This window comes from Alloscardovia sp. HMSC034E08, from assembly GCF_001813415.1.
GTDB classification, from domain to species: domain Bacteria; phylum Actinomycetota; class Actinomycetes; order Actinomycetales; family Bifidobacteriaceae; genus Alloscardovia; species Alloscardovia omnicolens.
In genome coordinates this window covers 52,958-76,263 of record NZ_KV812468.1, presented here as the reverse complement: position 1 = coordinate 76,263, position 23,306 = coordinate 52,958, and the positions used below count along the sequence as shown (strand labels likewise).

General features: G+C 46.2%; 22 protein-coding genes. 11 read left to right on the top strand and 11 right to left on the bottom strand.

From position 1 onward, the window contains the following. The first annotated feature begins 59 nt into the window (after window positions 1-59). The 3 genes from pgm to rpiA are packed head-to-tail and all read left to right on the top strand — an operon-like array spanning window position 60 to window position 3,314. Window positions 60-1,736: a phosphoglucomutase (alpha-D-glucose-1,6-bisphosphate-dependent) gene (gene pgm / locus HMPREF2909_RS01790; protein ID WP_071415001.1), complete on the top strand. Its 1,677-nt coding sequence runs from the start codon at window positions 60-62 to the stop codon at window positions 1,734-1,736. An 18-nt stretch (window positions 1,737-1,754) separates the two neighbouring features. After that, window positions 1,755-2,579, top strand: a complete 825-nt coding sequence (locus HMPREF2909_RS01785; protein WP_071415000.1) for a ribonuclease H family protein — start codon at window positions 1,755-1,757, stop codon at window positions 2,577-2,579. A 42-nt stretch (window positions 2,580-2,621) separates the two neighbouring features. Beyond that, complete coding sequence (gene rpiA, locus HMPREF2909_RS01780; RefSeq protein ID WP_021617711.1) at window positions 2,622-3,314, top strand: ribose-5-phosphate isomerase RpiA; 693 nt, start codon at window positions 2,622-2,624, stop codon at window positions 3,312-3,314. Between the two features lie 45 nt (window positions 3,315-3,359). Here the strand turns inward: rpiA and HMPREF2909_RS01775 are convergent, their stop codons facing one another. The 3 genes from HMPREF2909_RS01775 to HMPREF2909_RS01770 form a co-directional block, all read right to left on the bottom strand. Continuing rightward, on the bottom strand, window positions 3,360-5,201 hold the full coding sequence (locus HMPREF2909_RS01775; RefSeq protein ID WP_071414999.1) for an AMP-dependent synthetase/ligase: 1,842 nt from the start codon (window positions 5,199-5,201) through the stop codon (window positions 3,360-3,362). A 189-nt stretch (window positions 5,202-5,390) separates the two neighbouring features. Next, a complete protein-coding gene (locus HMPREF2909_RS08755) occupies window positions 5,391-5,480 on the bottom strand; it encodes a 30S ribosomal protein bS22 (RefSeq protein WP_004268639.1) in 90 nt (29 codons plus the stop codon). 140 nt (window positions 5,481-5,620) lie between these two features. Beyond that, window positions 5,621-6,307 carry a hypothetical protein gene (locus HMPREF2909_RS01770; protein WP_084797201.1) on the bottom strand — a complete coding sequence of 229 codons (687 nt, stop codon included), beginning with the start codon at window positions 6,305-6,307 and terminating at the stop codon, window positions 5,621-5,623. A gap of 318 nt (window positions 6,308-6,625) precedes the next feature. On the opposite strand from HMPREF2909_RS01770, the gene HMPREF2909_RS01765 reads away from it, so the two are divergent. Together HMPREF2909_RS01765 and radA are read left to right on the top strand one after the other, a co-directional pair. Then, window positions 6,626-7,543, top strand: a complete 918-nt coding sequence (locus tag HMPREF2909_RS01765) for a DUF975 family protein (RefSeq protein WP_071414998.1) — start codon at window positions 6,626-6,628, stop codon at window positions 7,541-7,543. 85 nt (window positions 7,544-7,628) lie between these two features. Continuing rightward, window positions 7,629-9,044, top strand: a complete 1,416-nt coding sequence (gene radA / locus HMPREF2909_RS01760; protein WP_071414997.1) for a DNA repair protein RadA — start codon at window positions 7,629-7,631, stop codon at window positions 9,042-9,044. 2 nt (window positions 9,045-9,046) lie between these two features. Here the strand turns inward: radA and HMPREF2909_RS01755 are convergent, their stop codons facing one another. Together HMPREF2909_RS01755 and HMPREF2909_RS01750 are read right to left on the bottom strand one after the other, a co-directional pair. Further along, window positions 9,047-9,769, bottom strand: coding sequence for a hypothetical protein (locus tag HMPREF2909_RS01755; protein ID WP_071414996.1), 723 nt, complete (start codon window positions 9,767-9,769; stop codon window positions 9,047-9,049). Between the two features lie 25 nt (window positions 9,770-9,794). Further along, window positions 9,795-10,691 (bottom strand): HhH-GPD family protein, encoded by an 897-nt coding sequence (locus HMPREF2909_RS01750; RefSeq protein ID WP_071414995.1) that lies wholly within the window; start codon window positions 10,689-10,691, stop codon window positions 9,795-9,797. Between the two features lie 442 nt (window positions 10,692-11,133). Between HMPREF2909_RS01750 and HMPREF2909_RS01745 the strand changes: the two genes are divergently transcribed. From HMPREF2909_RS01745 to HMPREF2909_RS01735, 3 genes are all read left to right on the top strand, one after another. After that, complete coding sequence (locus tag HMPREF2909_RS01745) at window positions 11,134-11,748, top strand: tRNA (cytidine(34)-2'-O)-methyltransferase (RefSeq protein WP_101636332.1); 615 nt, start codon at window positions 11,134-11,136, stop codon at window positions 11,746-11,748. Window positions 11,749-11,978: 230 nt separating this feature from the next. After that, window positions 11,979-12,251 (top strand): ACT domain-containing protein, encoded by a 273-nt coding sequence (locus HMPREF2909_RS01740; RefSeq protein ID WP_034297445.1) that lies wholly within the window; start codon window positions 11,979-11,981, stop codon window positions 12,249-12,251. A gap of 34 nt (window positions 12,252-12,285) precedes the next feature. Next, the gene (locus HMPREF2909_RS01735; RefSeq protein ID WP_071414994.1) at window positions 12,286-13,650 is read left to right on the top strand and encodes a PFL family protein; all 1,365 of its coding nucleotides are present in this window, start codon (window positions 12,286-12,288) and stop codon (window positions 13,648-13,650) included. 43 nt (window positions 13,651-13,693) lie between these two features. Here HMPREF2909_RS01735 and HMPREF2909_RS01730 read toward each other — a convergent pair whose 3' ends face one another. From HMPREF2909_RS01730 to HMPREF2909_RS01720, 3 genes are read right to left on the bottom strand one after another with little or no spacing between them, the layout of a single operon-like run. Continuing rightward, window positions 13,694-14,425, bottom strand: a complete 732-nt coding sequence (locus tag HMPREF2909_RS01730; protein WP_021617701.1) for an ABC transporter permease — start codon at window positions 14,423-14,425, stop codon at window positions 13,694-13,696. Then, on the bottom strand, window positions 14,425-15,186 hold the full coding sequence (locus tag HMPREF2909_RS01725) for an ABC transporter permease (protein WP_071414993.1): 762 nt from the start codon (window positions 15,184-15,186) through the stop codon (window positions 14,425-14,427). Before HMPREF2909_RS01725 ends, HMPREF2909_RS01730 begins: the two co-directional genes overlap by 1 nt. Window positions 15,187-15,190: 4 nt before the next feature. Then, window positions 15,191-16,096 (bottom strand): ABC transporter ATP-binding protein, encoded by a 906-nt coding sequence (locus HMPREF2909_RS01720; RefSeq protein WP_071414992.1) that lies wholly within the window; start codon window positions 16,094-16,096, stop codon window positions 15,191-15,193. Between the two features lie 137 nt (window positions 16,097-16,233). On the opposite strand from HMPREF2909_RS01720, the gene HMPREF2909_RS01715 reads away from it, so the two are divergent. After that, a complete protein-coding gene (locus tag HMPREF2909_RS01715; RefSeq protein WP_071414991.1) occupies window positions 16,234-16,935 on the top strand; it encodes a response regulator transcription factor in 702 nt (233 codons plus the stop codon). After that, window positions 16,935-18,155 (top strand): sensor histidine kinase, encoded by a 1,221-nt coding sequence (locus tag HMPREF2909_RS01710; RefSeq protein ID WP_084797200.1) that lies wholly within the window; start codon window positions 16,935-16,937, stop codon window positions 18,153-18,155. Before HMPREF2909_RS01715 ends, HMPREF2909_RS01710 begins: the two co-directional genes overlap by 1 nt. Before the next feature lie 414 nt (window positions 18,156-18,569). On the opposite strand, the gene galK is transcribed toward HMPREF2909_RS01710, so the two are convergent. The 3 genes from galK to HMPREF2909_RS01690 form a co-directional block, all read right to left on the bottom strand. Continuing rightward, the gene (galK, locus tag HMPREF2909_RS01700) at window positions 18,570-19,829 is read right to left on the bottom strand and encodes a galactokinase (protein ID WP_071414989.1); all 1,260 of its coding nucleotides are present in this window, start codon (window positions 19,827-19,829) and stop codon (window positions 18,570-18,572) included. Window positions 19,830-19,843: 14 nt separating this feature from the next. Further along, window positions 19,844-21,106: a galactose-1-phosphate uridylyltransferase gene (gene galT / locus HMPREF2909_RS01695; RefSeq protein ID WP_071414988.1), complete on the bottom strand. Its 1,263-nt coding sequence runs from the start codon at window positions 21,104-21,106 to the stop codon at window positions 19,844-19,846. Window positions 21,107-21,327: 221 nt separating this feature from the next. Beyond that, on the bottom strand, window positions 21,328-22,104 hold the full coding sequence (locus HMPREF2909_RS01690; protein ID WP_021617692.1) for a DeoR/GlpR family DNA-binding transcription regulator: 777 nt from the start codon (window positions 22,102-22,104) through the stop codon (window positions 21,328-21,330). A 187-nt stretch (window positions 22,105-22,291) separates the two neighbouring features. On the opposite strand from HMPREF2909_RS01690, the gene HMPREF2909_RS01685 reads away from it, so the two are divergent. Beyond that, window positions 22,292-23,020 carry a Crp/Fnr family transcriptional regulator gene (locus tag HMPREF2909_RS01685; protein ID WP_071414987.1) on the top strand — a complete coding sequence of 243 codons (729 nt, stop codon included), beginning with the start codon at window positions 22,292-22,294 and terminating at the stop codon, window positions 23,018-23,020. The last annotated feature ends 286 nt before the right edge of the window (window positions 23,021-23,306 follow it).

Here is a 23,306-nt window from a genome sequence, read left to right as displayed (position 1 = left end):
TAATCGCCATAGCCCTGTAAATCATAGGCTTAGAGTACCTCTTGTGGCACAATAGAGATATGGTAGCTAAAAATGCAGGCATGCTTGCCACACAAGAAGATTTAATTGATGTTGATGCTCTTATTGGAGCATATTACGATGAGGTTCCAGATCCATCTGTTGCCTCAGAACGTGTGATTTTCGGTACCTCCGGACACCGCGGTTCTGCTCTGAAGCGCACGTTTAACGAAGCTCATATCGTTGCAATTTCTCAGGCTATTGCCGAGTATCGCAAGAGCGCGAACATTACTGGACCTCTCTATATTGGTCGCGATACACACGCTTTGAGCCTTCCAGCGTGGAAAACGTCTATCGAAGTGCTTATTGCTAACGGCGTGCGCGTGCGCGTTGATGCCCGCGATGACTTTACCCCTACTCCAACTGTTTCTCAAGCTATTTTGACGCATAACCGTGCTGCTGATGGTACTCAGCGTTTTACTGGCACAGATATTGCAGACGGTATTGTGGTCACACCATCGCATAACCCTCCAACAGACGGCGGTTTTAAGTATGACCCAACAACCGGCGGTCCAGCTTCTGCTGAAATTACTGCAGCTATTGCTGACCGTGCAAACCAGTTGCTTGCCGATTGGAAGAGCGTGAAGCGTGTTCCATTTGAGCAGGCTATTAAGTCCGATTTTATTGAGCGCTTTGATTTCCGCGCTCACTACGTTGAGGATTTGAAGAACGTTATTGATTTTGAGGCTATTAAGTCCTCGGACGTGCGCTTGGGTATTGATCCTTTGGGCGGCGCTTCAGTAAATTATTGGCCGCTGATTAATGAAATGTACGGCACTCAGATTGGTGTTATCAATCCAGATGTTGACCCTCGTTGGTCCTTTATGACGCTGGATCATGACGGTAAGATTCGTATGGATCCAAGCTCGCCATACGCTATGAAGGGCTTGCTCGACCGCTTGAACGCGGGCGCATGGGATAAGTACGATTTGGTGGGCGGTACTGATCCAGATGCCGACCGTCACGGTATTGTGTGCCCTGGAACCGGCGTTATGAATCCTAACCATTACATTGCTGTGTGCGTAGAATATCTCTTCGGCGGCAATCGTCTAGGTTGGCCAGCAACAGCAGGCGTTGGTAAGACCTTAGTCTCCTCCAGCCTGATTGACCGCGTTGTTGCATCTATTGATGCAAAGCTCGTAGAAGTTCCTGTTGGTTTCAAGTGGTTTGTAGATCCTCTGTTCAGCGGTGAAGTTGGTTTCGGAGGCGAAGAATCCTCTGGTATGAGCTTCTTGCGCATGGATGGTCGCGTATGGACCACCGATAAGGACGGTTTAATTCCAGACCTCCTCGCTGCAGAAATTACTGCGAAAACCGGCAAGACTCCTGCACAGCTTCATGAAGATCAGGTAAACCGTTTTGGCGAAAGCTGGTACACCCGCGTTGATACTCCAACAACCTTGGAAGAAAAGCAGAAGTTTGCAAGCCTGACTGCTGATTCCGTATCTGCTACAACTATGGCAGGCGAAGAAATTACGGCTAAGATGACTACTGCTCCAGGAAATGGCGCTGCTATTGGCGGTTTGAAGGTAACAACTGATAACGCTTGGTTTGCTGCTCGTCCTTCTGGAACAGAAAATATCTACAAGGTATATGCTGAGTCCTTCACTTCTCCTGAACACTTGGAGAAGGTTGTTTCTGAAGCAACCGCAGTAGTAAACGACGCATTAGCAGACTAAACAACGCACAGGTACTTCATGGCCATTGATTTCACTGTTACAGTATCAACAGACGGTAGTGCTCTCGATAATCCCCATGGTCCTATGGGATGGGGTTGGGTAGAGCACACCGAAAAGAATCCTACGGGCGCTCCTGCCAGCGAATCTGGTCGCGCTTATGATTGCGGTGGTGCTTCTAACGGCACTAATCAGATTGGCGAGCTTTGCGCAGTATTGCAATGCTTGCGCGATCATCGAGGAGATTATCCGCTGATTATTGAAACAGATAGTCAGTACGCCATTAACTGCTCCACCACATGGATTCACAGCTGGAAAAAGAACGGCTGGAAAAATTCTAAGAAAGAGCCAGTCAAAAATGCTGAAATAATTAAGGCAATTGATGCAGAGCTGAATGCTCGTTCCGGCTCGGTCGAGTTTGTGTGGGTTAAAGGTCATGCTGGTAATACGTACAACGAGAAAGTTGATGATTTAGCCCGCGGCTTTGCTGAAAAAGCAGGTAAACATCTGGTAGACGGATACTTACCTGAAGAAGGCTGGACTGTGTTGAAAAACGGTCCATATGCAGAAGGTTTGATTCTGTCTAAATTCTCGAAAGCGGAAGAGACTGTGCCAGCCGCACAGCCAACACTGATTGATCAGCCCTTATTCCCCGAGAATAACGCTACCCTGACTGAGGAGCTGATTACTCGTTTGAATCAGGCAACTGAACGTTTTGACCTTGCAGCACAACGCCTACAGTTGGCCAGCGAGCATATGGATCAAGCCGTGGCTAAGCTGGATGAAGCTATCCGCCGTTTCGATGACGTAAGTTGGAAAAATAATCATCAAGACACTCTGTTCTAAGTGAACACGTAGACTGTTAAGAAAAGAATTAAAGGAGATACTATGGCAACTCAGGATGAACTGAAGAAGGCTGCGGGAATTAAGGCCGCTCAGCTAGTAGAAGATGGCATGATTGTGGGCTTGGGAACTGGCTCAACTGTACGTTTCTTCGTAGATGAGCTCGGTCGCCGCGTACAAGAAGAAGGCTTAAAGTTCACCGGCGTCACCACATCTGTGCGCACTAAGGAACAGGCTGAAGGCTACGGCATTACTATTGTTGATGTAGATGATGTAGACCGCATTGACGTTACTGTAGACGGCGCTGATGAAGTAGATGACCGTTTCGACGGTATTAAGGGTGGTGGAGCTGCACTGCTCTGGGAAAAGATTGTGGCAACAAATTCCAATAAGATCGTGTGGATTGTGGACGAGTCCAAGGTTGTATCCACTATTGGTAAGTTCCCACTTCCTGTGGAAGTTATTCCTTTCGGCGCTGGTCATGTTGTGAAACTATTCGAAAAGAAGGGCTACAAACCAGTATTGCGCTTAGACGCTGATGGTGAACCAGTGCGCACTGACGAAAAGAACTTCGTTGTTGATTTGCACATGGAACGCATTGACAATCCTCAGGAGCTTGCTGAAGATTTGATTCACACCGTTGGAGTAGTAGAACACGGTTTGTTCTTGAACATGGTAGATACCGTGATTGTAGGTGACGAGAACGGTCCTCGTATTTTAACGAATCCTAATAAGTAGAGCATGTAATAAAGGAGGCAGGTCGAGTGACCTGCCTCCTTTGCGTTAGCCTTTCTTGCGTGGCGTGTAAATCTCGTGATTAATCACGTCTGCAAAACGATCAATAATCACCGAACGCTTTGTTTTTAAGCTGGCTGTGAGCATACCGTTTTTCTGGGTAAAAACGCTTGGAATAATGTGGAATTTACGAATTGATTCTGCGCGGGAGACCTGCAAATTCGCCTTATCCACCGCTTTTTGCACTTCAGCATGAATAATCGGATTATTTACAGCCTCGTCTAGGGAAGGCACGGTTTGCGCACCCTGAGATTCAAGCCATGCATTTGCATCAGCTAAGTCCAACGTAATGAGAGCAGCAATAAATGGCTTCTTATCGCCAATCACCACACAATGTCCCACAACAGGCGATGTCATAACCGATGACTCTAATAATCCTGGAGATACATTCTTACCTCCAGCAGTAATAATCAAATCTTTCTTGCGGCCTGTAATCTTTAAGAAGCCATCATCATCAATATCTCCCACATCGCCGGTATGCAGCCAACCATCAATAATCTGACTGTCGGTAAGCTCAGCGTGGTTATGGTATCCGCGGCATACGCTCTCACTTTTAATGCATAGCTCGCCATCGTCGGCAATACCAATAGTCATGCCCTCCATAGGCAAGCCAACCGTACCAATCTTATAGCCAGACGTTGGATTCACGCATACAGGAGCGCAGGTTTCTGTCATGCCATAACCTTCAAGCAGAGGAAGTCCTACACCGTTAAAGAAATGCGCAATCGAGGGATCGAGTGGAGCACCACCAGACACAGCAAACTGAACTTTTCCGCCGAAAACTTCCATAATCTTGGAATAAATAATCTTCGAATACATAGCAAACTGCACACGCTTCACCATGCTCAGTTTACGACCATCTTGCTGCGCCACAGACCATTCGCGGGCAATACCTGCTGCACGGTTAAACAAACGTCCAGCGTATCCTCGACCTGCTTTCTGAGAAGCTGCGTTATATACTTTCTCGAAAATACGAGGAACTGCCAAAATAAATGTTGGCTTAAAACTCTGAAAATCAGCAATAATAGTTTTCAGATTATGCGATAAACCCAAAACTGTATCAGAACCAATGCAGAAGTACTGCATATAGCGGGCAAAAACGTGGGCAAGCGGCAAGAAGAGCAGCAAACGAGCGCCGCCTTCAGGGAAGCACAGCTCGGTCATGGATCGCGTACCTGAATACGTAACATATACAAAGTTGCGGTGCGTCAGCTCAATACCTTTAGGAGTGCCAGTCGAGCCAGACGTATAAACAATCGTTGCTAAGGTATCGCCGTGCACAGCGTCTACGCGAGCGCGGAACTGATCATCACTAACAGCCTTACCGTAAGCAGTCATCAGTTCAATAACATTGTTATCGCTAACATTGTTATCACTATCGAGGGTAAAAATTTCGCGAACTAGGGGCAGGTCGGCTCGTACAGCGTCAACTTTTTCGCGCTGTTCATTATTTTCTGCAAAGAAAATACGGATTTGAGAGTCCAAGCCAATTTCGCGAACTTGCAGAGACGAATCCGTCTCATACACAGGAACAGTCACAGCGCCAATACTCATAATGGCAAGGTCAAGAACAGTCCATTCCCAGCGTGTGCGTGAAATAATACCTACTGAATCGCCAATCTGAATGCCTTGGTTCATCAAACCCTTCGCCACTGCACACACGAGGTCATAGAATTCCTGTGCTGTAAAATGCCCCCACTGACCCTGAGCTGTTTTGTATTCAATAAGAGGTTGTTCTGCCGCACGCTGCACACGATGCTGAAGAATGGACAAAATATTTTTATCTGCATGAATAGGCGTACGTAAAGGGCGAGTATATTCTTTGAGCATGGCACTCCTTAAAGCTGTTTTATATTAAAGCTGCTTATTTACATCTGAAACCATTGTAGGTCACAGCGCCTATGAAGGGCGAGGGAACAGCTCGTATATCTTTATTGAGGATGCGAAGTTACTCTATGCACATAAAGCAAAAGGAGCATGACCTCTTTTGGCCTGCTCCTTTTACATCTAAAAATAAGACTACTTACGCTGGTGGCGAGTCTTACGTAGCAATTTGCGGTGCTTCTTCTTACTCATCCGCTTGCGACGCTTCTTGATGACCGAACCCATCAGAGCCTCCTCTAGTTAATTGACAACTTTCCCAATAGTACTACGGCTTGACGACTGAGAGAGTATTTTTGACCATTTTTCGCAAAAATACACTTTTTATGCACGCTTTATGAGTCCTGCTACCCTGACTTGCTCAAGCTTTAATACGGGAAGTTTGCAAAGAAATTATTCACTGCATTTTTAGAACCAACAGCATACATAACTGCTGTTTCGTTATGCCACACCACAACTGAATTTTTCTTATTATCTGGGTCTGGATGAATTTCGTATGTGCCAGTTTCATTACCGCCCACATTCACTTTTCCCGTGGCAGTTGCCTCGGAGTTCAGATTGTGAATAAGCGAATCGTACTGCTCTTTAGCATACTGAGAAGCCGTCCACTGCCCTACAGTAAGTTGAATATCCGCAGAACTATCTCCCGTCGTATACGTCATCTCATATTCTTCAACAGGTTCCGCGGACTGCCATACAGTAGTACTTTTTACTTCACCGCGCGCATATGAACCCACAGTATCTGGCAAAATCTTTTCCAAATCTGTAGCGTTGCTAGGAAGAGCTACTGGATCAACAGCTACAACTTCTTCCTGACCGGTTGCCACAGCAGCGCTATTAGTTGCAGTTTTACGCGCCCAACCTGGCCATACAAAAGCAGTAACAAGCAGAGCCGCAATCACAGCAAAAATAACAGTAAGAACCATAGCGCGCTTACGATGCGATTTTTTATGCTGTTCAATAGCTTCCTCAGCCTGTTCTTGAGCCTGTTCATCTACAGGAGCACTGGCAAGCTCAACATCGGCTTTTTCACGGTTTTCATTATTCTCAGTCATGCTTTTATTCTTGCATAAATTTCGGACTGAAAAAATGTTAGGTCTTGGGACTTAGCGGGTTTTTGGTTGGGGTAGGCTCATTTCATCTGGTTATTATTGCAACGTTTAGGGATTTGAATGATGCGTGAAACGTGACTTGGTATAGTACTCCATGATTCACGCATGAGCGAGAATTGAGGACAATTTTCACGCACTTGAGAACACACAACCTACATAACCCCGTTAAAATCGCAAGAGTCAAAAAATGTTAGGTCTTGTAGATATTTTTCGATAAAATGAAAATCAATCGAATTTTCTTTCAGCGAAAAAGGATTGACCATGTTTCCATATAGTCGAGCTGAACTCAAACAGCAAGCAAAAGCCTCGTTAGCTGGTAAATGGGGTAAAGTTGTAGGGCTTTATATTGTTTTCTGCATTGTAACTCTCATCTTAAGCTTTAGTGAAATCGTCAGCACAGTGAGCGCTTTCATATCTGCAGCCCAAGGAGATGTTGACTCTGCTGTAACTACTTTGATGGCTGTTGGTGGTCCGCTCTCCTTCATTACCTCTGCGCTTATTTCCCTAGTTTCCATTTCCCTTACTCTGTCTTTCTTGCACTTCTTCGATAGGCAAGATCAGAGCATCGGCAAAGAACTGATTGAACCTTTTGTACGCGGTAAAGCTCTGGGAACCTTTATAAACTGGTTACTTAATACGATTTTTGTAGCATTATGGAGTTTGTTGTTCTTTATTCCTGGAATTGTGAAGAGCTATTCCTACGCGATGAGCTATTACATTGCTGAAGATTGGGGCAACCAGGGCTATTCCGTGAAGGGAACTGAAGCTATTAATGCATCGAAGGAAATGATGCGCGGACACAAGTGGGAACTTTTTGTGCTTGATTTGTCCTTTATTGGTTGGTACATCTTGGTTATGATTACAGGCGGATTAGCAAGCCTATTTGTGCAACCTTATCTTTTGACTACGCGCGCCGCTTTTTACCGTAACTTATTGCAGCGTCAGTCAGCAGCAAACGTAGCTTATGCTCCACAAGGTGGCGCACCAGCTCCAGGTCAGGGCTATCCTTCTCAGACATATCCTGCTCAGCAGGAATACCCAGGTCAGGCATATCCAGCACAGGCTACCCCCAACTCAGGCTGCACCAACCCATCCCGAGCAAACAGCACAGAACTTCGCACACCCAGAAGTTCCTACGCAATCAGACGAACCTTACCATGGCTAAGCTTTAAAGCATAACGTCATATACTTCATTGGGAGGGCATCAGAGAAATCTGGAGCCCTCTTTACTTTCCTTGTCTGCGCACAAAAATAGTGTGGAGCTATGGCTAAGTCTTCTACTCAATTTGTCTGCTCAGAATGCGGATGGAATGGTGCAAAATGGTTCGGTCGCTGCCCAAATTGCGGCGAGTGGGGAACCATCGATGAATTCCATGAAGCACGTGTAACACGAGGTGCAAGTAAAACGAGCCGCTCCACTCCCGTTGTGGCTGCCAGCGTAGGAGATTTATTACGTGCAACAACCGATGAATCAGTAAAACAATCGGCACGCGTCCCTACAGGTTTTAGCGAATACGATCGCGTGCTCGGAGGCGGCGTGGTGCCTGGAGCGGTTATTTTAATGGCCGGCGAGCCAGGCATTGGAAAATCTACTCTTTTGCTCGAAACAGCAGGTCATATTGCTGCTCAACAGTCAGCCATCAATCCTGAGGCAAAGGTTCTCTATATTTCTGGCGAGGAATCTCTTGCTCAGATTCAGATGCGAGCATCGCGTATTGGCGCTGTTCATGATGCTTTACTTATGGCATCGACCACCGACCTCGATTCGGTTGTATCTCTTATTTCTCAAGAGAAGCCTGTTCTTGCTGTGGTCGATTCGGCTCAAACGATTCATTCACAGGCAGTTGATGGTATTCCTGGGGGATCTACCCAGGTGCGTGAAGTAGCCACTGCTCTTATTGACGTAGCTAAGGCGAACGATATTGCTGTGCTCCTTGTGGGACACGTCACCAAAGACGGCTCTATTGCTGGACCACGCACTCTGGAGCATTTAGTTGATGCAGTCTGCCAGTTTGAAGGCGATACGCAAACCGCTTTGCGCTTACTACGTTCCGTTAAAAACCGTTTCGGCCCGACCGATGAGGTTGGTTGCTTCGATATGAGTGGCGAAGGAATTGAGGAAGTATCTGATCCTAGCGGATTATTCCTCAGTGATAGCGAAGAGACTCCTGCTGGAGCATGCGTGAGTTTTACGGTGGATGGTCATCGCAGTCTTGCTATCGAAGTGCAAGCACTCACCACTCAATCCGTTCTTCCCACTCCTCGCCGCGCCACCAATGGTGTAGATACCAATCGTTTAGCTATGTTGGTGGCGGTTTTGTACCGCCATGCGCGCGTGAATTTGCTCGGCCAAGATCTCTACGTCTCCACAATTGCTGGCGGTTCAGCGAAAGAACCATCCTGCGATGTGGCTATTGCAGCTGCTTTGGTCAGCGCTATGACGAATAAGCCTATTGCACGCACAACTGCAGCCATAGGAGAAATCTCTTTGACGGGTCAAGTACGCCCTGTTCCGCGTTTAACTCATCGCATACGAGAAGCCGCACGGCTTGGTTTTACGCGCATTCTTGTGCCACGTTTACGCTCGGGAGCGAAGAAAGAACAGTTTGACGGCGTTACGATTATTGAAGTCGCTACTGTTGGCGATGTTGTGCGCGAGCTTGGTTTACCCGATAAATAATTTTATTGATTTTCTTCTTTAACAGTAATTTTAATTGGCTCGGATTTCATCGTATTATCGGCAATATTGACCATTTCGGCTGTATATTCGCCCGCCGTCACATGACGAGCACTTTGCCCTTCATTCATGCATCCATGACCGCTGTCGTTAATAGTTGCGCGCCCGTTTATCGAGTTATCTACTGCCGCATTCGATACAACAGCATTCCACGATGATTTTTTCTGATACGTATCGTTTTGCCCCAGTAAAATTACAGCGGGATCAGCTTCGCAGGCGTCGCTGCGCCATACTTGCACACCCTCAGCATTCGTCATGGTAATAACCATAGATGCATCCGAAACGTTAAGAATGCAATCTGTAGAACCTGTATGAGTAAAATCTTTCGCAAAATTAACAGTTCCGTTTGTTGTTATTTCTGTTGGATCAGCAGTAAGTTTAACGGCAACATTTTGCGTTGTGCAGTCAGGGATACCTGAATCTTTAGCTCTGTCCGAGCGGAAAACACCTTCAGTACTATTTTGTTGCTCTTTATTTGATTTTTTTGTGCTGGACGTAGACGTATTGCTGCGAGCAGTAGATACTTTGTTCGTATCGCGAGCAAAAAAGGCAGCGTATACTCCCCATCCGCCCCCGATAATCAGGGCAAAAAGAACAGCCAGAGCTACTGCGCGGCGAATAATATACTTACGCTCGGTTTTGCGTCTTTTTATTGGTAATCCAGCCATGATTGTTAGTCTACCTTATTCATTTTTACGGTAAAGCAAGCGAATGATCATCGTGCATAACAATAAGACCATCTTCATCTAAACTAGCAATGCATAAATCTAATTGCACGGAATCTTCCCAGACTTTTGCAACGCTCTCATAATCAAGATGATGCTTCGGTGCAGTACGCAATGCTTTTAAAATAAGACCGCGCACATGACGGTTCGTTCCCACAAAACTTTGTTTTGGCCTGGTTCTTTTCTCCCCTAAGCGTGGCCATCCAGCAGCAGCAAACGCACAGCTAGAACGCAACGGACAATCATCACAGCTCGGTTTTTTCGCGGTACAGATAGCAGCACCCAGCTCCATCACTGCCTGATTCCATAAGACTGATTGTTCTCTATCAGATGGCAGCATCTGTGTAGCAGTTTTTCTCTCAGCAGCGCTAACGCTACCTCCGAAAGATTCTTCGCCCACCACCGCCCGCGACAGCACGCGGCGAATATTCGTATCAATCACAGGAATGCGCTCATGGTAAGAGAACGACAGCACAGCACTAGCAGTGTAATCACCAATGCCCGGCAACACAACCAACTGCCCATACGTGCTCGGCACAGTGCCGCCGTGCTCCGTCACAATCGCTTGCGCGCATTCTCTCAAACGCAAAGCACGGCGCGGATACCCTAAAGTTCCCCACGCAGTAATCACTTCCGCAGCAGAAGCCGCCGCTAGATCTGCAGGAGTTGGCCACAATTCCATCCAGTTCAACCAATAAGGCAATACGCGCGTCATGGGGGTTTGCTGACTCATTACTTCCGAAAGCAGCACTCCCCACGCATCTGTTTTGCCAAAACGCCACGGAAAATCGCGAGCACTCTCCTGCCACCATGAAGCAAGAAGCTCATACATATTCTGCGCTTGTTGTGTTCTCTGGTCTGTCATCGTTACTATTGTCGTGCATATGACGAACGAGCAGAACACAAGCGGCAACGCTTCTACAAAGGCCGCACAAAATCCGAAGACCAGCGAGTCCACAAGTAACTTCACGCGCAAGTCTACGAGCGAGCCTATGAGTGAGTCCACAACCACCACCGCGAGCCACTCCGCGCGCAACTCCGTCTCGCACGATGCCACAAAGATTGCAGCCGCCGTGAACGAGTCTAAAAACGCCATAAACTCCGCCGCCGCACGCACGGAACACTCGGAAGAATTCGCCGCACGCAAGGACTACGTGGAAGGACTCGCTAAACGCGAAGCCGCCCGCAAAATCGCCCAGCAAGAGCAAAACCGCGCTGCCCAAGCACAAGCTTCAGCCGCCCAAGCACAGTCATCAAGAACGGGCGCTCAAGCGCAAGGCTCCGGCACTCAGGTCAAGCAGTCAACCATGTTTGAATACGGCTATCGCAAGAAAAACTATGCCCCAGATGAGCTTATTACCGACGCACATGGCAATCCTATTACTGTCTCCGACACCATGCTCACAGCTATTGAAGCAAGCAAGCGCGTCACCCACACCCCTCATCTTTGCTTCTACGAGCCTCGCATTCCGGGCAATACAGGTTCGGCAATTCGCTTATGCGCAGTTACCGGCTCTATTTTGCATCTTATTGAGCCACTCGGCTTCGATTTGAAGGACACGAAGTTGCGTCGCGCTGGCTTGGATTATCATGACATGGCTCATGTCGTTATTCACCCAAGTTTCGAAGCTATGGTTGAAGCCATGCCAGATTCACGCATTATCGCTTTCACCGCTCATGCCGAGAAAACCTATACCGACGTGCAGTATAAGCCAACCGACATTTTGCTCTTTGGTCCAGAACCTGGCGATATTCCTGACCCTATGGATGTGTTCTTTGGTCCTCACGTGACTGAACAGGTTAAGCTACCGATGCGTCCAAGTCTGCGCTCACTAAATCTTACTAATACCGCGTCTATTGCTTTGTATGAAGCATGGAGACAGCTTGATTTTTCGGGCGCGGGAGAGGTTGAACAGCTGTAGGCAGACGATGCACTGACTGCGCTAACTACGCTGTGAGGTATGACGTATACACACGTGTCATGCCTCACAGTTCCCGTCAACGACCAACAGATAAACAACAAACAATCAATAAACAACTAACCAAGCGCCCGCCAACAAACCGCTTTGTTCTGCAAAATCGGTATACTTTAACCGTATGCGCCTTGAGCGCGTTAGAGCCCACAACATTCAAGGATTCTCAAGGATTCATCATGAACAAAGCCATCATTACTGTAGTAGGACACGATACCGTCGGTATTATCGCTCGCGTCTGCACCTATTTATCCGACAGCCATGTAAACGTCCTCGATATTTCTCAGACCATTATCGATGGCTTCTTTAACATGATGATGATCGTTGACTACACCAACTCCACCGTTGATTTCTCTGAGCTCAACTCTCATTTGGAAGCTCTAGGTGAAGAAATTGGTGTAAACGTGCGTTGTCAGCGTGAAGAAATCTTCACCAAGATGCACCGCATCTAAGCCGCTGCTCGGAAGCATCTAGAGAGGAGCCCTCATGCTGAATATTATGGAGGTCCACGAGACCAACAAGATGATCGAGCAGGAAAAGCTCGATGTGCGCACCATTACTATGGGTATTTCTTTGCTCGACTGCATTAGCGATGACGTCGATACAGTCTGCGAGAAGATTTACACCAAAATCACCACGTATGCCAAGGACCTTATTAAGGTAGGCGAAGAGATTGAGCGCGATTACGGCATTCCCATCGTCAACAAGCGCATCTCTGTTACCCCTATTTCTTTGGTTGGCGCCAGCGCATGCAAGACCACCGACGATTACGTAAAGATTTGCCAGACCCTCGACCGCGCTACAAAAACTGTAGGCGTCAACTTCCTCGGCGGTTTCTCGGCTCTCGTATCCAAGGGCATGACCCCTTCCGAAGAGCTTCTTATCCGCTCTCTGCCACAAGCTTTGTCGAGCACTGATTTCGTGTGCGCATCCGTGAACGTCGGTTCTACCCGTACCGGTTTGGATATGGACGCTGTTGCGCTTATGGGTTCGGTTATTCGCGAAGTATCCGAGGCTACCGCCGACATCGATTCGCTCGGTAACGCTAAGCTCGTCGTTTTCTGCAACGCCCCAGACGACAATCCATTTATGGCCGGCGCTTTCCACGGCGTAACCGAAGGCGATGCCGTTATTAACGTGGGCGTATCTGGTCCAGGCGTTGTATCGCGCGCTTTGGACGAAGCTAAGGGCAAGGACTTCGAGTTCTTGTGCGAAACCATTAAGCGCACTGCTTTTAAGATTACCCGCGTAGGTCAGCTCGTAGCACAGGAAGCCTCTGCTCGTTTGGGTATTCCATTCGGCATTATTGATTTATCGTTGGCTCCAACACCTGCAGTAGGTGATTCTGTGGGCGAGATTTTGGAGAAGATTGGCTTGTCTCAAGTTGGCGGCCCAGGAACGACTGCTGCTTTGGCTATGCTTAACGATCAGGTGAAGAAGGGCGGCATTATGGCGTCCAGCTATGTGGGCGGATTGTCTGGCGCTTTTATTCCTGTATCTGAAGATAAGAACATGATTGATGCAGCGACGAACGGCAACTTAACCATTGAGAAGTTGGAAGCTATGACCTGCGTCTGCTCTGTTGGTTTGGATATGATTGCTATTCCAGGTGATACCGCTGCTGCAACGATTTCGGGCATTATTGCCGATGAAGCAGCCATTGGCATGATTAATCAGAAAACCACTGCAGTTCGCGTTATTCCAGTTATCGGTAAGAAGGTGGGCGATACTGCTGAGTTTGGAGGTTTGCTCGGTCGCGCTCCAATTATGCCGGTAAATACTTCTGATTGTTCCGAGTTCGTGTATCGAGGCGGTCATATTCCAGCTCCGGTTCACAGCTTTAAGAACTAAAACACGATACAGGGAGGACATTACGCAGTTCCCTCCCTGTTTTTTAATCTTTCCTCAGCTGCATAATACTTAACATGTAAAACAGCACAGTATATGTAGCACTGACTGCACACATAAGCATTAATTCGGTCATACTCATACTGTGTAAAGCTCTGCTGCGCAAAGCAATCATAGGGAGTGAATACACATAAAAGTTACAAAGTTTTTCATTCACAAAAATGAACACGAAGCCCAATATTCCCCCTAATGCTGATAATCCAACCGAATAACTGAAACTACGTGTTTTCACACTTAAAAAGATTTGCACGCTCAGTACAGGGATGGCTGCTAGCACAGACACAACAGTCCATTGAAGAAACTGGAGCGCATAGCTATATTCCGAAATTCCCGCTACATGTGAAGCACACATATAAATTATCCATAGGCATACTTGAACAGGAATAATCATAACTGTTGTTGTCAGTATTTTAGCGAAGAGTAGTCGAGGAATAGATACATTATTGGACTTCAACATATCTACAGTTTTGCGCTCAAATTCAGGCATAACTGATAAAGCCGTAATAATAGCCATCAGAGGAGCACAAAGTAACTGACTGTAATAAAAAGTTAGCTGTCCCCACATAACCAAAGGCTGAGTACCATCTTCGATGCTAGAAAGATTTGCCCAATATAGTCCCAAACCAATAAAACTAGAAATCGCTAAGAATCCCGCGCTAATACCTAATATTTGGATTTTACGTAGCTTACGCCACTCTGCCCGAATATATGCTGTCATTATAACTGTCCTTCTTTCTGAGCGATAAGGCGGTGAGACACAATATATACGCACACGCACAGGGCTAGAGCAATAACAAAACGAATACCCAACTGCGAGTCAACAACAAAATTCATGCGTAAAGATTCTTGCTCTGAACCGCTGATGTGATACTTATAAGGGGCTAAATATGCCGATAACGCCCAGATATTAATAATCCCCCACAGATGCAAACTCCACGACGATAAAACAATGCCTAGGAATCCGCCCACAAAACCACTGGCAATAATAATCCCTGACTTGTTGATGAGCATGGCAGAAGTCACATATATCAACGCCAGCATAAAAGAACCCATAATCTGAGCACACCATTGAATGAGCAGCACGCCTACAGGAATACTCAGACCAAGAGCATAGCCGTAACCAGCAATAATAGCGATTTCGCAAGCAGACAGAAGGGTAAAGAAGAGCACAGTAAGTATTAGTTTTGAATAGAAAATCAGCAGAATGGTTATGCCATTACTTTGCTGAAGTTTGAAGGTATCTCCTTGCTTTTCATTACCCACAATACGGCTCACAAATAAGCACACGGCAAGAGGTAAGAGCAAACTATCTACGCTTTGACTATTAAATAAAGTTCCCACATGATGCAGTTGCGGCTTATTCAGGTATTGCATGCGGGTCACGAGATTCCAAAACACTGCTACAGTCACCAGAAGCACAGTAAAAAGAAAAGACTTAGTCCTGCGTGCTTTTTCTAACTCAATATAGAGAAAACGCATAGTTTTACATCTCCTTAGTCAAGCTCAAGAAGATATCTTCCAAAGTTTCTGTTTTTCTCTCTACTGCGTAAATATCTGCTTGAGCATTCACAAGCGTTTTAACAACAGCAGCAATATTGTCATCGCTCAGTGAATCTAAAACGACGCGTCGCATAGAAATATCTCGTGGATAGACCTCGATAGCGCGAAGCTGCGTGACAACTTTTTCGCAGATAAAACGTCCTTCAATCTCCACCCACGTATTGGATTTAATAGCATCTACTTCGCCCTCATATACGAGGTGTCCTTTATGAATAATGCCCACTCTGTCGGCAACATGCTCGATTTCCGAAAGAATATGACTAGAAATAAAAACTGTTAAACCCTGAGAATGTGCTAAAGATAAAATCAGTTCACGTATTTCGTGAATTCCTGCAGGGTCCAAACCATTGGTTGGCTCATCCAGCAACAAAATAGTAGGTTTTTTCACGAGAGCAAAAGCTAAGGCTAAACGTTGCTTCATGCCCAAAGAATAATCGCGTACCAGTTTGTTTTTATTTTTCAGATCAGCTAAACCGACGCGTTCAAGAGTTGACCATATGTGTTCTTTATTGAAACCGAGCATCTGTTGAAAAACATGAAGATTTTCATACGCCGTAAGATTCGGGTAATACGATGGTTCCTCAATCATAGAACCAATCTGATTCAAATAAGAACACCGCGATATAGGCTTGCCCATCACACAGATACTGCCTGATGTCGGCTTGACCAGCGAAAGAATCATCTTCATGGTCGTAGATTTTCCTGCACCATTAGGGCCTAAAAATCCGTAAATCTCGCCTTTGCGCACAGTCAGGTGTTTCAAATCGACCGTGCGAACCGACTTGTACTCTTTATAGACATCGCGTAGCTCAATAGCAGGTGTAGTCATGCTGTTCTCCTTCACGTCTCAGCTCACGTTTAGAGCATAAATAATCAGGATTAAGCGCACCTTGAGCCTACATTATGATTACATTAAGAAATACAGCACCTCTGTGTTGGCACTGACATCATCTTTATACTGGGCATATGAGATTGTATGACTGCTCAATTCTTGTAATAGATGATGAAACAGATTTACTCACTTTTGTTCGCTCTATTTTGCATGATGAAGGCTATACACATGTAGATACTGCCGACACTTCCACGCAAGCATACAATTCCATTACTACCCACAGTTACGACTTAATTATCTGTGATGTCATGCTTCGCGATGGCAATGGTTTTAGTTTATATGAGAAACTTCATGCAACTATTTCAGATTTTTCCACACCCATGATTTTTCTCTCTGCCCGCGATGAAGATTCCGCACGTTTACACGGCTTAGGTTTGGGTGCTGATGATTACATTACTAAGCCATTCCTGCCTCGAGAATTACTCTTAAGAATTCGATCTATTTTAAAGCGCACGTATAAAGATGCTCTCCACCATGATGAAATACATTTAGGCTCTACTCATGTGTCCTTTGATTCTGGAACGGTTACGCGCGGTAACGAAGTGGTGAGTTTAACAGCAAAAGAATTTATTTTACTGAAAACATTGGCAGATAACCGCGGACGGATTGTGACTATTGACTCATTATGCGATGCGCTCTGGCCGGGTAAAAGTTTTGGATTAGAAAGCTCGCTGATTGTTCATATCCGTCATCTGCGCGAAAAAGTTGAAATTGACCCCTCGCACCCTGTCTATGTAGTTACTGTGCGCGGCTTAGGCTATAAGTTGGAGAAGTAATGGCTAAAAAATCTTCCCATCATTCGCAACTTCTCTTTATTACTCTTGCTCTTTTTTGCGCGGTTATACTGGCTAATCTGTGCATACTTTTCGTGCTGACCAATCAAGCACAAACAACTACGACAAAAAATACAGAAACCACCCTCCTATCTGAACTAAATTCTTCATCATCATATACTGTATCCGATGAGATTACACGTGAGCTGGGCGATAACAAACAGTTTGCTATGATTATTAACCCTGAAGGCACGGTGGTGTGGAGTTACAACATGCCTTCCTCATTAGGCAAAGAGTACAGTTTGAGCGATGTAGCACGGTTTTCTCGCTACTACCTCGATGATTATCCTGTGCACATCTATGCCCTCAAAAACTCGCATCTCCTTGTTGTGGGAAGTACTAAGAACTCTATCTGGAAATATCAGTTAGAGTATAATATTTTCGCCATGAAGCACCTTATTACTTTTCTTCCTGTGCTCCTTACTGCCGATGTCATTATTATGATTGCGGTCCCTCTGTGGATTCAACGGCGATGGATGAAGAGCAGAGAACACGAAAGAACGGAATGGATTGCAGGAGTATCGCACGATATACGCACACCACTGACCTTGATTTTAGGACAAGCAGACGCTCTGGCACGCCACTACGATAACAATCCAGAGGTTCAGTACAAGGCGCAGATTATTGAACAACAAAGTTTACGATTGCGCGATCTAATCTCTAATCTTAATTTATCTAATAAACTCACTTATGGTCATTGTGAGATTTCCAAGGAAAAAATAAATCTGCCACGGCTTCTGCGACACATTGTTTCAGAAGTGATGAACCGCATAGATACAGAAAAGTTTAAGATTGATTTATCTATTGCACCCCATGTGTATCAAGCCACCATTATGGCCGACGCACAGCTTACTCAACGTATGATTGAAAATCTCATCAATAATTCTCTACACCATAACCCCGACGGCTGTATTATTCGGATTACAGTAAAGCCCTCTACGCATGGATCTGAGCATTATATTCTCAGCATTGAGGACAATGGTGTGGGAGTAAGCGATCAACAATTGATTGATTTTAATTCCCACAGTATTCAACAGACAACTTCCTCTGCCGAGCATGGCTTGGGCATAAGCATTGTGCGCCACATTTCACGTCTACATTCGTGGCATATTCACTTTCAAAACATAGAGCCACATGGTTTGCGATGCACCGTGAACATATAGAACGGATTCTTATTTTATTATCTCTACGAAGAAAATGGTGAGCTATGCTATATGTTTATTGGATACAATGTCGCTTCCAACTCATGCTCAACGACAGGAGAGAATATGAACTTTAAAGATACATGGCTCTTCAGTCTTCTATCGCACATTGATGTGATACTCGTATTACGATTCACAAAATGGGTGATTTGCTTACTCATTCTGGTATATGGTTTGTTAGATGTATATAGGCACTACTTGGAGTTCCTCGCACATTCCGATTGGAGTGCAGCACATTATGTAGTATTCATCTACATAATTCCATATATTTTTATCGATATTATTCTATTTCTCGGTCTTCATTATCTTCTGAAAGTTTAGACTTTACATGAGAGAGGGAGCATCGAAAGATACTCCCTCTCTCATAAGGATTACTTACTGTACACGTTCTGCCGGTTGAGACGCGACCACAGCAAGAGCTCGTGGAGCATTCCATCCGCGCTTATCGAATTCATCAGCAATTTTCTGTGCGATTGGTTCAGCTTTACCTTCATCTACCAAAGCAATAATAGAGCCACCGAAACCGCCACCGGTCATGCGAGCACCGTATGCTCCTTCAGCTCGCGCCACATCTACTGCAACATCAAGCTGAGGAACAGTTACTTCGTAATCATCACGCAGAGAATCATGTGATGCATTGAACAGCTCACCTGAGCGAGCAATATCGCCGTTGCGGAAAGCTTCTACGAAATCAGTAACGCGACCAATCTCGGTCAGCACGTGACGCACACGCTTTTTCGCTTCCTCAGAATCAAGCTTGGCAATAATCTCAGCTATTGCATCTGCACGTTCCTGCTCAGGACGAGCGTTAACGTCATCAGCAAGCACACGCAAAGAGTCAACGCCTAAAGCAGCTGCGGACTCTTCGCATAGGCGACGACGAGATTCATACTGACCGTCATTAAGTGAGTGTGGCGCCTGAGTATCTAAAACAAGCAGCTCCAAACCGCGTTTACTCAAATCAAAATCATGCTGAGATACGCTGTCTACAGCAGATAATTTCGGATCGCAATCAAGCAGTAAAGCCATACCTTCCTGGCAACGCAGTGAAGCAGATTGATCCAAACCTCCAGTTGCTGCTCCTGCCATATCATTTTCTGCGCTCATCGCCATGCGTACTAAGGTAACGCGCCCCTCATCGGTGGACCCGAAACCTAAGTCATACACGTCATCAAGAGCTAAAGCTGTAGAGCAGGTCATAGCAGCTGACGAGCTTAAACCACCACCCAAAGGAACACTGGAAGCAAAAGCTGCATCAAAACCGCGCACTCCTGTGCCAAAGTTGGTGTTACGCATAGCCCATGCTACACCCACCGGATAGGCTGCCCAGCCTTCAACACCGCCAGCTTGCAAACTATCAAGATCTGCTTCGCTTACTTTGCCATCGGATAACGTGGAAATAACGCGTACTTTCGTGTCTTCGCGAGGTTTCAGCGCAATAAATGTGCGATGTGGCAGAGCAATCGGCAAACACAAACCATTGTTGTAATCGGTGTGCTCACCAATCAGGTTCACACGGCCTGGAGCATCCCAAACGCCTGCTGGTTCTTCGCCAAAAGCTTCGCGGAACAGCTCAGTAACTTGGCGCACGCCATCGTCCACGCCCAAAGCATCAATAAATTCAATCTGTGCCATAGTTGCGCACTCCCTTAGTCGGTTACGTTCGAGATATCGATTGGACCAAGCTCGTGGAAGCGAGCGGCAATCTTTTCTGGAGTGGTGTCGGAAATCCAAGCAGCCATACCAGACTCGGAACCAGCCAAATACTTAATCTTGTTTGCAGAACGCCTAAACGAGAAGAACTGCAAGTTCAAACGGTAATTTTCGCGACGCTCATCGTGAATTGGTGCCTGATGCCATGCGGAAATATATGGCAAATCCATACCCTTGCCATCGCCAGTATCAAAGAACGCATTACCGCGCTTGAGCAGCTGCGAATACATTTGAGCCAGTCCCCAACGCTCTTTATCGTTGAGCTCATCAAGGGTTCGCACATCGTCGCGCAATGGCTGTACATGAACCTCCAGCGGCCAGCGAGCAGCAGCAGGAACATAGCCAATCCATGTATCGTTACGCAAAACAATACGCTCATCAGCTTCAATTTCTGCCTTCTTCAAGTCCGTGAGCAAATCAGTGCCATTCTTCTCGAAGTAGGCTTGCGTGTGCTGCAACTCAGTTTCAAGACGAGGAGCAATAAATGGATAGCAGTAAATCTGACCATGAGGATGAGCCAGAGATACGCCAATTTCTTGACCGTGATTTTCAAATGGGAAGATCTGCTCGATGCCTTCAATTGTGCTGATTTCGGCAGTTCGGAAAGCCCATGCTTCAACAACTGTGCGCATACGCTTGAGAGTGAGGTCTGCTGGTAATCCTGTTTCGTTAGGGTCAAAGCATACTACTTCGCAGCGGCCCACTGCTGGCTTTGACTTCCAGATTGGGTTGCCATCGACGTAGCTTACCTCGTCTGGAACGCCAGGAATGCGAGTCATGGATGGGAAGCGGTTTTCAAAAACAACAACGTTGTAATCAGTATCTGGAACTTCACCATCTTGGTAAGGATCTCCTGGCTTGCGTGCAGCCAAAGGATTACCGGATGCTGTAGCGCCTGGACCAGCTGTAATCGGGCGGTTCATGCGCGCAGTAGCCATTGGAATCCAGTCGCCTGTTAACGGGTCCTGACGCATTTGAGGAGCTTGAACAGGCATAGGATTGCCTTCACCATCAATACCTGGCTCATAGCGGTTTGCAAGAACGCGAGGATCAGTAAGCTCACGAGTTTTATTACCGGAGACGTAGTCTGGATCATCATCGAGGTAGAAGAAATCGCGACCATCAGACAACGTTGTCTGTGAAATACGGATATTATTGCGGGCGTAATCGCCTGGCTCATATGCATTGTATGTAGTCATAGTTCACAGTATAGCAAGAAATTGTACTAATGTGTGCTTTTTTGTGCCTTTTTGTAATAAAAGTGTCGCAGAACAGCAAGAAGCTTTTCAGCAGACAGCCAACAGGCTGCAAACAGGTGCGCAAAGGCATGTAAAGGCACTTAAAGGCACAGGTCAGCACACATAAGAACAACCCGAATATGGCATACATTTATATAGCTATATAGCCATAATGATGCACATTAATCCGCAATAATCAGATTACGTGCTACCTCGCGAGTTGCTTCAACATCTTCAGGACTAATACCCGAATCCGTAATAATTACATCAACATCATCAAAACCTGCGAACAAAGACAAAGATGTGAGCTGCCACTTCGTATGGTCAGTGAGCACAACTGTTTTGTTAGCAATCGACATCAACGCAGCCGCCGTGGAGGATTCCAAGGAATTCGGCGTCAAAAAACCGCGCGGAACAGACACAGAATGCGTTCCCAAAAACAGAAGGTTCACACGCAAAGACGAAATGACGCGGTCCGCCAAAGGCCCCACCAAAGAATTCGAACGAGTCGTCACCCCTCCGGTCACAATAACTTCCACGTCTTTATTCTCTGCTGTCTGCACCAGCTCAGCAACAGGCAAAGAGTTAGTCAAAATAGTAATACCCGTGGAGTTCTCAGTTTCGAGCAGATGCTGCGCAAACACATACGTGGTAGATCCGCCACCAATTGCTATTACATCTCCCGGCTGCACAAGCTCCACTGCTTTCATAGCAATAGAATCTTTAAGCCCCACATCCATTTGCGATTTAACAGCAAACAGAGGTTCCGCCAGTAACGTAGAACTCGACACAGCGCCACCATGCACACGCTTAACCAACCCTTTATCGGCAAGCTCAGCAATATCACGCCTAATTGTCATAGCTGACACGCCAAATTCTTCTGCTAATCCTGCAATACGCACAGCGCCGCGCGTACGCAAACGTCCAAGTATCAATTGTTGTCTCTGTGATGAAATCATGTGAACATTATCGCACAGATAGTACCTTTTAACCAAACAGAATAGCTCGTTTAAAAAATTACAATAGCTCGTTTTAAGAAAATTTTAGCTTTTCAGAGTGTGAATTCATACCCATTCATTATGATTAGTAAACAGATTTACCTATGAAATCCGTTGTACACGCGTTGAACCGATGAAACGAGGAAGCATGGTCGCTGATTCGAACACTTTGGACGACAACTTAATTGACTTAGAGCAGACTTTGCGCCACACGGCTCTTTTCGAGCACGTACCCTTGGAAGATGCGCGTCAACTGTTGCCCTATTTGGAACATCGCACTTATGCAAAAGGCGAATACATCTTCCATGAGGGTAACGAAGACACCAATATGTATATTATCGAACGCGGACGCATTAAACTTACCCGCGAATCCTATGATCATCGCGTGCAATTGTTAAGCATCTCCGGCGCTGGTGAGATTGCAGGCGAGATTCCCGTTTTCGACCCTCAAGGCGGGCCACGTACAGCATCGGCAGTGAGCATGGTAAATTCCACAACAACCCTATCTCTCACCTCTCACGTGCTTTTCTCTTGGCTCGACGAACATCCTCGCGTAGCAGTAAATATGCTCCAAGTGCTGGCTCGACGCATGCGCATGAATAACGAACGCATTAGCGACCTCGTCTTTATGGACGTTCCTGCCCGTTTATCGAAGACATTAATTGATTTGGCAAAGCGCTTTGGAGAGCCGGGTGTGCAAGGTCTCGTTGTGCCGCACGATTTGACGCAGGAAGAGCTTGCTCAGCTGGTGGGAACCTCACGTGAAACAGTGAATAAAGCTTTGATGGACTTTACAAACCGCGGATGGATTGCCCGCGAGGGGCGCACGATTATTATTTACCAGCCAGGTAATTTGATTCTGCGCGCACGCCATTAGTAGCCGCGCATTAGTACGAGACCTTTAACCGCGTTATACGCATTACGCCGTTGAGAGCGCTGAACGTTAGGACGCGCTTTGGATAGCTTGATTAGTTAGTAGCACGTCGTTGCTGTTAGAGCATGCCATGAATAATGACGATTCATCGGACTTAGCGGGGTTCTCGAGGTTTGCAAATGCATAACTAGACACAATTAACCTTCACACTGCGTTAAATCCGAAGATCTATTACTCTCACGCATTCTGCTTAATCGATTAATACACCTGTTATGCCAGTTTTGATGCG

Coding starts and splice junctions, on each gene's coding strand:
- pgm (WP_071415001.1), top strand. CDS start 60: ATGGTAGCTAAAAATGCAGGCATGCTTGCCACACAAGAAGATTTAATT.
- HMPREF2909_RS01785 (WP_071415000.1), top strand. CDS start 1,755: ATGGCCATTGATTTCACTGTTACAGTATCAACAGACGGTAGTGCTCTC.
- rpiA (WP_021617711.1), top strand. CDS start 2,622: ATGGCAACTCAGGATGAACTGAAGAAGGCTGCGGGAATTAAGGCCGCT.
- HMPREF2909_RS01775 (WP_071414999.1), bottom strand. CDS start 5,201: ATGCTCAAAGAATATACTCGCCCTTTACGTACGCCTATTCATGCAGAT.
- HMPREF2909_RS08755 (WP_004268639.1), bottom strand. CDS start 5,480: ATGGGTTCGGTCATCAAGAAGCGTCGCAAGCGGATGAGTAAGAAGAAG.
- HMPREF2909_RS01770 (WP_084797201.1), bottom strand. CDS start 6,307: ATGACTGAGAATAATGAAAACCGTGAAAAAGCCGATGTTGAGCTTGCC.
- HMPREF2909_RS01765 (WP_071414998.1), top strand. CDS start 6,626: ATGTTTCCATATAGTCGAGCTGAACTCAAACAGCAAGCAAAAGCCTCG.
- radA (WP_071414997.1), top strand. CDS start 7,629: ATGGCTAAGTCTTCTACTCAATTTGTCTGCTCAGAATGCGGATGGAAT.
- HMPREF2909_RS01755 (WP_071414996.1), bottom strand. CDS start 9,769: ATGGCTGGATTACCAATAAAAAGACGCAAAACCGAGCGTAAGTATATT.
- HMPREF2909_RS01750 (WP_071414995.1), bottom strand. CDS start 10,691: ATGACAGACCAGAGAACACAACAAGCGCAGAATATGTATGAGCTTCTT.
- HMPREF2909_RS01745 (WP_101636332.1), top strand. CDS start 11,134: ATGTTTGAATACGGCTATCGCAAGAAAAACTATGCCCCAGATGAGCTT.
- HMPREF2909_RS01740 (WP_034297445.1), top strand. CDS start 11,979: ATGAACAAAGCCATCATTACTGTAGTAGGACACGATACCGTCGGTATT.
- HMPREF2909_RS01735 (WP_071414994.1), top strand. CDS start 12,286: ATGCTGAATATTATGGAGGTCCACGAGACCAACAAGATGATCGAGCAG.
- HMPREF2909_RS01730 (WP_021617701.1), bottom strand. CDS start 14,425: ATGACAGCATATATTCGGGCAGAGTGGCGTAAGCTACGTAAAATCCAA.
- HMPREF2909_RS01725 (WP_071414993.1), bottom strand. CDS start 15,186: ATGCGTTTTCTCTATATTGAGTTAGAAAAAGCACGCAGGACTAAGTCT.
- HMPREF2909_RS01720 (WP_071414992.1), bottom strand. CDS start 16,096: ATGACTACACCTGCTATTGAGCTACGCGATGTCTATAAAGAGTACAAG.
- HMPREF2909_RS01715 (WP_071414991.1), top strand. CDS start 16,234: ATGAGATTGTATGACTGCTCAATTCTTGTAATAGATGATGAAACAGAT.
- HMPREF2909_RS01710 (WP_084797200.1), top strand. CDS start 16,935: ATGGCTAAAAAATCTTCCCATCATTCGCAACTTCTCTTTATTACTCTT.
- galK (WP_071414989.1), bottom strand. CDS start 19,829: ATGGCACAGATTGAATTTATTGATGCTTTGGGCGTGGACGATGGCGTG.
- galT (WP_071414988.1), bottom strand. CDS start 21,106: ATGACTACATACAATGCATATGAGCCAGGCGATTACGCCCGCAATAAT.
- HMPREF2909_RS01690 (WP_021617692.1), bottom strand. CDS start 22,104: ATGATTTCATCACAGAGACAACAATTGATACTTGGACGTTTGCGTACG.
- HMPREF2909_RS01685 (WP_071414987.1), top strand. CDS start 22,292: ATGGTCGCTGATTCGAACACTTTGGACGACAACTTAATTGACTTAGAG.